This is a genomic window from Pseudomonas fluorescens, assembly GCF_902497875.1.
GTDB classification, from domain to species: Bacteria; Pseudomonadota; Gammaproteobacteria; order Pseudomonadales; family Pseudomonadaceae; genus Aquipseudomonas; species Aquipseudomonas fluorescens_BR.
In genome coordinates this window covers 58,692-67,521 of the sequence record NZ_CABVHY010000037.1, presented here as the reverse complement: position 1 = coordinate 67,521, position 8,830 = coordinate 58,692, and the positions used below count along the sequence as shown (strand labels likewise).

The window sequence follows — 8,830 nt, the reverse complement described above, 5'->3', positions numbered from 1 at the left end:
GCTGACGCAGATTAAGGTCGTCGATCAACCTGGTTGATGCCAGGTGCAGCGACCTGCAACGCGCGCCTCGGCAGATTTGAAGGGCTGCTTCTGGCCGAAAATTGCCGGTCATGAACGTCTGTTTCCGACAACAGCTATTTGCTTTAAGGCCACAAGCCTCTTAAGCCGCTGGCAGCACCCATGCCAACGGTATTGTTTGGATCATCATGTTCGTCAGTCCTAAAAGCTGCCCCCTCAATATGGTAGACCTTCGGTTCTTCCGAAAAATATTCCTCTAAGCCCATCATGAACAGCTGATGGTCTTCACTCGCTTCAAAGCCCGGCGTGTGATCTTCGAGTGATTGCCATCTCACTATCAGGTTGAACAGCTCGGGGCTTTCGATCCCTTGCGCGAGCAGGTGGCCGCCGTAACCTTTCGCGCGGCTGAGCAAAGGAGCGACCTCGGCAAATGCACGTCGGAACATTTCAATGCGTTCTTTGTGAACGGGGAGCAGAGCGATCTCATAGATCATGGCGTTCCTCTAAATTGACTTGAACGATTAAAAGTACGCACTTACGAGATGAGCGATGGCTCGACTGCAATTGCGATTTTTCCTTGAATACCGTTGTTGAGACTTTCCAGCCGGGCATGGGCGAGGGGAATGTCGGCAAGCGAATAGACGGCGCCAACGTGTGGCCGCAGCTGACCGCGCGCTATCAATGCGCTCAACTCATCAAGCTTGCCGCGGTTTTGCCTGGTGAAAACGAAGTGATAACTCGCGTTCTTGCCCCAGGCCTGAACGACGTTTTGTGGCTGTGCAATGTCCACGATCGTGACGACGCGGCCAAGTTGTGCGAGCACGTCGGGGCTGCGTGACAATGTGTTGCCGCCGATGGTGTCGAACACAACATCAACGCCGCGGCCACCCGTTCCCCAAATGACGGCGTCAACATAATCTTCTTTTTCGTAGTCGATGATCACATCGGCCCCCAAGCTGCATGCGAACTCAACGTTTGCTTCGCGCACGGTTGTGAACACCCTTGCTCCCATAGCTTTCGCCAGCTGGATCGCGACATGACCGACGCCTCCCGCGCCGCCGTGTACAAGAATGCTTTCCCCGACCCTGAGCGCCGCACGCACGACCAGTGCTTCCCACGCCGTCCCGCCAACCAAGGTCAGGCTTGCCGCCTCAAGATGGCTCAGCGAGGGAGGCTTCTTCCCGACAATGCTTTCGGCCGCGACGTGGTACTCGGCATAACTTCCTGGCCCGTCAAATATTTGCGGGGTGTACCAGACTTCGTCTCCTGGAACGAAGGTCGTCACACCTGGCCCAACTTCTTCGACAACGCCAGATACGTCGTGTCCGGTAATGGCCGGCAGTTGCACCAGGTCGGGATAATCGCCACGTCGAACCTGGTAATCCAAGGGATTGATGGAGGTTGCGTGTACCCGGACCAGGACCTGTCCCGTGTGCGGCACGGGCTTGGGCACGTCGCAGAGTTCGAACGATTCAGGATCGCCAAATGATTTAAGTATCATCGCTTTCATGGTAAATCCTCGTATCGACAAAAAGGAATATCGAGATATCTCGATACATCGCGATAAAAAAATTACAGATCTTTTCCAATGATCTCGGCAAGAGCACTGATGGTTGCTTCATTCCGTTTGTAGTAGGTCCACTGACCGATGCGCCTGACTTCGACCAGGCCCACTCGTTGCAACGTGGCAAGATAACCGGACACCGTTGACTGCGACAGTCCGATACCTTCTTGAATACTACTGACGCAGACTCCGACCGTGAGAACGTCACCTTCATCCTGCGCAGGGAAGTTCTTTGCGGGGTCCTTCAAACCTTTCAAGATTTCAAGACGCGTAGGGTTTGAGAGGGCTTTGAATATTTCGATCAATTCCATAAGCTGAGGATATCGAGATTTATCGATATGTCAATGCGAGAGATTAGAACAATCTTGAACTTCGAATTGCCAACGGTTTCGTAGGCTAGACCGAGTGTCTGCTTCTGGCCGATTCTGTTGAAAAAGTCGACTCGGCCAAGTGGTCACTGCATTGAGCAGTGAAAATATCATTTTTGTACGCTGCTACGTAAAATCTGAGTCCTGATCCTTCTGCGTTGTAGTGCGGATTTCAATCTCATACGCGTTCTTTTCTGACCCGAAGACCGAAGACGACTTTTTCAACAGAATCGGCCGATTCCTGCCTGTCACGACTGGCAGCAAACGACCGTGAAGAAAGGGGGAGAAGGCCACCATTTCTTCACGAAAAAACGTGGCTTGTCCCCAACTTCCTCCCAGAGATTGCCTGCAAATCACTCCCGAGCAGTGGCTCCTCAATCACCTTCCCAAGTGCAACCGCTTTGAAACCCTCAGGCCGTAGCGTCCACGCCTACGCCATTCTCCCTCGTCGGAACATCATGCAGGGAAATCCTTGAAGTCTCCGGCAACGCCAAACCACCGGCCAGCGCGAGCAACGCAACCGCCATCAGATAGAACGCTGGCGACAGGTTGCTGCCGGTGGTGCTGATCAGCCACGTCGCCACCAGCGGCGCGGTGCCACCGAATAGGGTGTAGGCCATGTTGTAGGTGATAGCCGACGCGGTATAGCGAGTACGGGTGGGGAAGGTTTCCGAGAGCAAGGCCGCGGTTACCACGCCACACAACACCGCACCAATCGCCAGGAGCATGACACCGACGATGGACGCTGCGAATGAGCCGGAACTGGCCATCAGGAACGAGGGATACACCGCCACAATCAACAGCGCGCAAGCTGTCATCACCGTAGCCCGACGTCCGACCCGGTCCGAATACAGCCCGGCCAGGGGGCAGATCGCCGCTGCGAAGATCAATGCAATCAGCGACACCAGCAACGCCGTGGCGCGACTCAGACCGCCCGCGACTTGCAGGTAGGTAGCGAAGTAGGTGGTGAACATATAGAACGATAGCGCCGTCAGCGACACGAAGGCACCCAGGCAGCAGATAGCTGCGCCATGGTTGCGTAAGGTCTCCTTGAGCGGGGAATGTGCAACCGCATGTTCTTGAGTCACTGCCTGGAACGCCGGGGTTTCATCCAGCTTCCAGCGCAAGTAAAGACCCACCAGGCCCAGCGGCGCGGCAATCAGGAACGGCAGCCGCCAGCCCCAGCTACCCATGGCTTCGGGCGATAATGACGCCTCGAGTGCGTAGGCCACCACGGCTGCCGCGGCGAAGGCGGAAAAGGTCGATACCGGAATGAAGCTGCCATACCAAGCCCTTTTATCGTTGGGGGCATGCTCCATCAGATAGGCACACGCACCTGCGTATTCGCCCCCGGCGGAAAAGCCTTGGGCGCAACGGATCAGGGTCAGAAGGATCGGCGCCATGACCCCGATAGCGGCATAAGCGGGCAACAACCCGATCAAGGTAGTCGCACCCGCCATCAGCAGGATGGTCATCGCCAGGGTTCTCTTGCGGCCAATCCTGTCACCGAGCATGCCGAAGAAAATCCCGCCCAGAGGCCGGAAGGCAAAGGCCACGGCGAACACCGCGAAGGTTTTCAGCAACGCGGCGCCAGCATCGCCGCTGGGGAAAAATTGCTGGGCGATGGTCGTCGCCAGAAAGCCGTAGACGGCGAAGTCGAACCACTCGACGAAATTGCCGATGGCGGCAGCGACAATGACTTTTTTCAGCGTTTTCGGACTGACCTGAGCTGCGTTTGTCATGCTGAACCCTCGACATTTCATCAGTAAGCGTTCGATTATCGGGGCAGCCACTGAAACGGCTCACTTCAAAAGTGTCATCCGCATAGTCAGGACCGACTCATTGCTATTGGATTACGCATGATTCGTGCCGAAGGCGTTGGGTCAAGGGCTACAAGTCCATCGAGAGGCAACTGTGCAGGCCGCCGGAAAAAATGCACGAAAATCGGCCCCGCGCTCGGCGGGATGCGCTATTTCAACTCTCAATTCAAGCGCAAGAATCTGGAAGCCGCGGTCTCCCTGGGGGTTTGGCGGAAGCACTACAGCCTTGCGCTCTAGCGAACCTGTTCGGCCGGAGCACCTTGGACCTGAGGCTTTCTGCTGAAGTCGAGCATGGAAATGAAACTGTCTATCAGCGGTGATTCGTTGTGGGTATGCCAGCTCATGTACAGCCCGATGGCTGGGTTGGGAGACTCTGTCACCGGGAAGATTCTGCGAAACACAACCTTGTCGCGCATGATCGAGTTGGCGATGGATTCGGGCACCAGGGCCACGCCGAAACCGCAGGCCACCAGGCCGATCAGGGTATGGATCTGCGCGGCTTCCTGCACCACTTTCGGGTAAAAACCAGCGGCTTCGCACAAGGCAATGAGCTGGCTGTGATAGCCGGGGCCCAAAGCTTGGGGTGTGAACACGAAGTCTTCGCCGGCGAAATCCCGCAGGTCGATTTGCCCGGTCTGCGCTTTTGGATGATGGGTGGGCAGCGCCATGACGATTTCTTCATCGAGCAACAAGCGCGACTCGACGTTTTCCGCCGCAATGGGCAGCCTGCGCATGAAGGCGATATCGGCCTCTGCGGACAAAATCGCCTTGGCCTGGCTCGAGGATGGCATTTCCTTGATGATCAACTGGACCTTGGGAAAGGTTTCGCGAAACTGCCTGAAGGCGTTGAGCAACGATTCGTAGTAAGCGATGGACACCGCGGTGACAGTGAGTTTACCGGCGACGCCTTCGGACACTTGGCGGGCGTGTTCCACCCCCAGTTCCAGTTCCTTGAGTGTGCTATAGGCGGCGTTCAGAAAGGCACTGCCTGCGGGCGTCAGTTTTACCTCGCGTTTGTTACGCGTGAACAGGCTAAAACCCAATTTACCCTCCAGGCGGTTGATGGCCTGACTCAGGGGTGGCTGGGCCATGTGCAGGCGAATCGCGGCTTTGTGAAAATGCAGTTCTTCAGCCACTGCGATGAACTGCCTGAGCAGTCGGGTTTCGATCATTTCTTCCGTTCCTTCATTTGAACTGATCAGTGTTGCCCGCGCAGGGGCGGCCTGTACTGGGTCAATGTCGCCCTAAACAGGTCAAGGGATTTAAGCAATAGGTTGATATGAGCAGGGTATCAACTTCGGTCCTGATTAGTATTAAACAACCCGTTTATTCATTGTTAAGGTGAGGTGGCAATCAAGAGGAAAAATCAATGAACTTTACAGGAAAGACTGCAATTGTAACGGGCGCTGGTCGAGGCTTGGGTTTCATCTATGCACGGGAATTGGCAAGGCTGGGCGCGAATGTCGTGATCAGTGATATCGGGGCGGACAACATCGGCGATGGCGAGGATACATCCATTGCCCTCGATGCCGCACGAACGCTTCAGTCCGAGGGTTACAGCGTCGTCGGTCATCACGGCGATCTGGCCAGCGAGCAGGGGTGCCGGCAATTGATCGAGACGGCCATCGAGGCGTATGGGCAACTGGATATCGTGATTCACAACGCCGGTTGGGTCGGTTATCAATCGATTGAAGAGGCGGAGTCGTCATTCATTGAGCGCGCGGTGGATATCAATGTCTATACGCCCATCTGGTTGTGTAAACATGCCTGGAAACACCTCAGGCAATCTGCTGTTGCGCGCGTGGTACTGACCTCTTCGGATCGGGCGATGTATCAGCAATATGCTCAGTCGGGCCTGGTGGCTTATGCGGCAGGCAAGATGGCGCAACTGGGCATCATGAATGCGCTGAGCATGGAAGGCGCGACAGATGGCATCCTGGTCAACGCGGTATCGCCGGTCGCCAAAACCAGAATGTGGGGCGTGACCGGGGAACCGGACAACCTGAAGCCTCAGTGGGTGGCTCCCGGTGTGATCTTTCTGGCCTCGGAACTGTGTCAGGACACCGGCTACATTCTGCGGGCCAGCAATGGCCAATTCACCGCTACGCGGTTTGCCGAGAACAAGGGCGTCGACTATCCCGTCGACCTGGCTCGGGTCAAGGCATCCAGCGCCGAGCAGATTGCTCAATTGTGGGACCACATCAAGGAGTGTTGATATGCCTGCTCAGGAAGCGCTGCGTCTTTTTTCAGCGTGTCAGTCTGATCTGGGTGAAAGCCCGGTCTGGGACGAAACCTGTCATTCCCTTTTGTTCGTGGACATTTCCGCAGGGCAGATAAACGTCCTGGACGAACAGGCCAACCTTACGCGGCTTTATCAGTCCCCATCCCGGATCGGCGCGTTGGCATTGACCAACGCCGGTAACCTGATTTTTACCCAGAATGCCGGCGTCGCCATTCTGGATCGCTCCAGCCTTCGGGTGAGCAACAACTCGAAACTGGCCATCACGCCCTCGTCCTATCGTTTCAATGACGGCGCTTGCGACCCTCAGGGGCGCTTCGTCACCGGTTTGATGGACGAAGCCCACAGCAAAAACACCGGTAAACTGTATCGATATGACGCAGGGTTGAACGCCTCGGTGGTGCTGGACACTATCGGCCTGCCCAACGGCCTGGTGTGGTCAATCGACGGCAGTGAACTGTTTTTTGTCGACTCGGTGGCCCGCGCTATTTATCGCGCCCGCTATCCGGCTACCGGCAACTACCTGGCGCAGGTCTCGGTGTTTGCCCATACACCGCCAGACCTCGGCCGCCCGGATGGGTTGGTAATGGACACGGAAGGAGGCATCTGGGTGTGCCAGTTCAATGGCGGCTGCCTGCTCAGGTACGATCGCCACGGTGAGCTGACCCAGACGCTTGAGATGCCGGTCCCGCGTCCCACCAGTTGCTGTTTCGGCGGGGCCGACATGCGCACATTGTTCATCACCAGTGCCCAATTCGGTATGTCGCCCGCCGAGCAGGCCGACTTCCCCGCATCCGGGAATATCTACAGCATCCGACTGCCGATCCCTGGTGTTCCCCGGCACCGGTTCAAGGAGCTTTGAGGCGTTTACGGCTCTTTTGCGTTGGCGGTTGGTCCGAGGCTGCGACGGGTGCTAAAGAAGAGGCTGACTAAACGCTCGTCCGACCTTTCGCGTGAGCTGATCCTGATTGTGATGAGCGCGGCTACAGGCCCAGCCTGTGCTTGAGTTCGGCCTCACTCAAAACGCCGCCGGCCGGGCCGCCCGGCAAACCTTCATTAGCCCGCGACAGCGGTAGCAGTACCGGTACAAATCCGGCGTCGCGCACCAACCGGGCGCCCAAGTCCCGGGCCTGGGGGTCGTCGGCGAAGGTTGGAATCGCCTTGTCTTTGCCGGACTGGCTTTTCATTGATGCGTAGCCTATGGCGTTGAACGCCCGCACCAGGTGCACACCGGGCAGGTACTGCTGGTCCGCCAAGGCTACTCCCTGATCCAGCGCCTTGCGCCCGACGTCTGCGTCACGGTCGCTGAATGGGTTACTGGTGCTGAACACCACCTTGCCGTCCAGCTTGCCCTTCAGCTGTTCGGACAGCACCGGCATTGCCTTGTAGGGAACACTCAGCACGATCACATCGCCCCATGCCGCGGCATCGCTTACCGAACCCGCCCGAGCGTTTGGGCCGGCAGTCTTGACCAGGTCCGCCAGCTCCTCGGGGTGGCGCGACGAAAACATCACAGAGTGGCCAGCCTTTACCCATAGAGTGCCAAGCGTACCGCCGACGTTACCGGCGCCGATCACGCTGATCTTAAGGGAGTCTGCCATAGCTTGGCTGGCGCACAGGATCAGGCCGGCGAACGTTAGTAAGAGGGTTCTGGACATGAGCTGCGCCCCTGGGTTGGAAAAATGGTTTTGTAACTACCGTAGTAGAGCCTGCACATAAACGAAAGGCGCGTTCGGGGGCAGGGGACATTAGCTGACCCCCAGCGCCAACTGCACCGACGACCGGGCCCCGAACAGAGCACGGCGCAAGTGCTAACTGGAGCTATGGGCCCACCCGCTCATTGCGATAGCTACCAATCGGCCCAGAGCACCCCGAATGTTCTCAGCAACGTCACCTGATCCACGCTGCTCGACCCAGGGTGTGAGTTTCATGATGGCGGCCTCTAGTGCAGGAGGAGGTTTGTGTTGAACTTCGCGATTCCTCCGTGGAAAAGAAGAGTCAATTCCCATGGATCAAAATAAAATCTTCATCTGAAGAGGACGCGTCGCAGTTTAACAAAACTACGGGTACTCCCAGAAAACGTCCCCTGAAAAACTCAGCACTTGATGTAATCGCCATCATAGCCTCCCGCGAAATTACCTGTAACTGAACGACGTTCTTTCCTTCACTCGCGGCCTGAAATAGAGCGCACTGTATTCTTTCTTTCATATCGGGCAACCACTTGTATGGAGTCCCCAACGAGCCTCTTTCATCCTTAACAATGGAATGAACGAATATCTGCTGTCAGGGGCTCTAGATGGCTGTTAGGCCGCGTTTATTGACTTGTGCGTATCAATCAAATGCTGCACTACACCCGGATCCGCCAGGGTGGAGATATCGCCCAGGCCGTCATATTCGCCGGTGGCAATCTTGCGCAAGATACGGCGCATGATCTTCCCGGAACGGGTTTTCGGCAGGCCCGGCGCCCACTGGATCACATCCGGCGAGGCAATCGGACCGATCTCTTTGCGCACCCAGTTCTTCAACTCCAGGCGCAGCGCTTCGCTCGGCTCTTCGCCACCGTTGAGGGTGATGTAGACATAAATGCCCTGCCCCTTGATGTCGTGCGGTACACCAACCACGGCCGCTTCGGCGACTTTCGGGTGAGCGACCATCGCGCTTTCGATCTCGGCGGTACCCATGCGGTGACCGGACACGTTCAACACGTCATCCACACGCCCGGTGATCCAGTAGTAACCATCCTCGTCACGACGCGCGCCGTCACCGGTGAAGTACATGCCACGGAACGTCTTGAAGTAGGTGTCGACGAACCGGTCATGGT

10 protein-coding genes are annotated in these 8,830 nt (G+C 56.8%); 2 read left to right on the top strand and 8 right to left on the bottom strand.

Features of this window, described 5'->3' with window-relative positions:
• Window positions 1-143: 143 nt before the first annotated feature.
• From F8N85_RS28810 to F8N85_RS28790, 5 genes are all read right to left on the bottom strand, one after another.
• Window positions 144-512, bottom strand: a complete 369-nt coding sequence (locus F8N85_RS28810) for an antibiotic biosynthesis monooxygenase family protein (protein WP_150806290.1) — start codon at window positions 510-512, stop codon at window positions 144-146.
• 41 nt (window positions 513-553) lie between these two features.
• Window positions 554-1,528: a zinc-dependent alcohol dehydrogenase family protein gene (locus tag F8N85_RS28805; protein ID WP_150806862.1), complete on the bottom strand. Its 975-nt coding sequence runs from the start codon at window positions 1,526-1,528 to the stop codon at window positions 554-556.
• Window positions 1,529-1,590: 62 nt separating this feature from the next.
• On the bottom strand, window positions 1,591-1,893 hold the full coding sequence (locus tag F8N85_RS28800; protein ID WP_150806861.1) for an ArsR/SmtB family transcription factor: 303 nt from the start codon (window positions 1,891-1,893) through the stop codon (window positions 1,591-1,593).
• 467 nt (window positions 1,894-2,360) lie between these two features.
• On the bottom strand, window positions 2,361-3,692 hold the full coding sequence (locus F8N85_RS28795; protein ID WP_150806860.1) for an MFS transporter: 1,332 nt from the start codon (window positions 3,690-3,692) through the stop codon (window positions 2,361-2,363).
• A gap of 311 nt (window positions 3,693-4,003) precedes the next feature.
• A complete protein-coding gene (locus F8N85_RS28790; RefSeq protein ID WP_150806859.1) occupies window positions 4,004-4,942 on the bottom strand; it encodes a LysR family transcriptional regulator in 939 nt (312 codons plus the stop codon).
• A 197-nt stretch (window positions 4,943-5,139) separates the two neighbouring features.
• Here F8N85_RS28790 and F8N85_RS28785 point away from each other — a divergent pair, with 197 nt between their 5' ends.
• Window positions 5,140-5,985, top strand: a complete 846-nt coding sequence (locus F8N85_RS28785) for an SDR family NAD(P)-dependent oxidoreductase (RefSeq protein WP_150806858.1) — start codon at window positions 5,140-5,142, stop codon at window positions 5,983-5,985.
• Window position 5,986: 1 nt separating this feature from the next.
• The gene (locus tag F8N85_RS28780; protein WP_150806857.1) at window positions 5,987-6,871 is read left to right on the top strand and encodes an SMP-30/gluconolactonase/LRE family protein; all 885 of its coding nucleotides are present in this window, start codon (window positions 5,987-5,989) and stop codon (window positions 6,869-6,871) included.
• Window positions 6,872-6,992: 121 nt separating this feature from the next.
• On the opposite strand, the gene F8N85_RS28775 is transcribed toward F8N85_RS28780, so the two are convergent.
• The 3 genes from F8N85_RS28775 to F8N85_RS28765 form a co-directional block, all read right to left on the bottom strand.
• Window positions 6,993-7,667: an NADPH-dependent F420 reductase gene (locus F8N85_RS28775; protein ID WP_150806856.1), complete on the bottom strand. Its 675-nt coding sequence runs from the start codon at window positions 7,665-7,667 to the stop codon at window positions 6,993-6,995.
• A 153-nt stretch (window positions 7,668-7,820) separates the two neighbouring features.
• Window positions 7,821-8,012 (bottom strand): hypothetical protein, encoded by a 192-nt coding sequence (locus F8N85_RS35240; RefSeq protein ID WP_412072520.1) that lies wholly within the window; start codon window positions 8,010-8,012, stop codon window positions 7,821-7,823.
• 300 nt (window positions 8,013-8,312) lie between these two features.
• A partial coding sequence (locus F8N85_RS28765) for an AMP-binding enzyme (protein WP_150806866.1) occupies window positions 8,313-8,830 on the bottom strand: 518 nt, incomplete at its 5' end.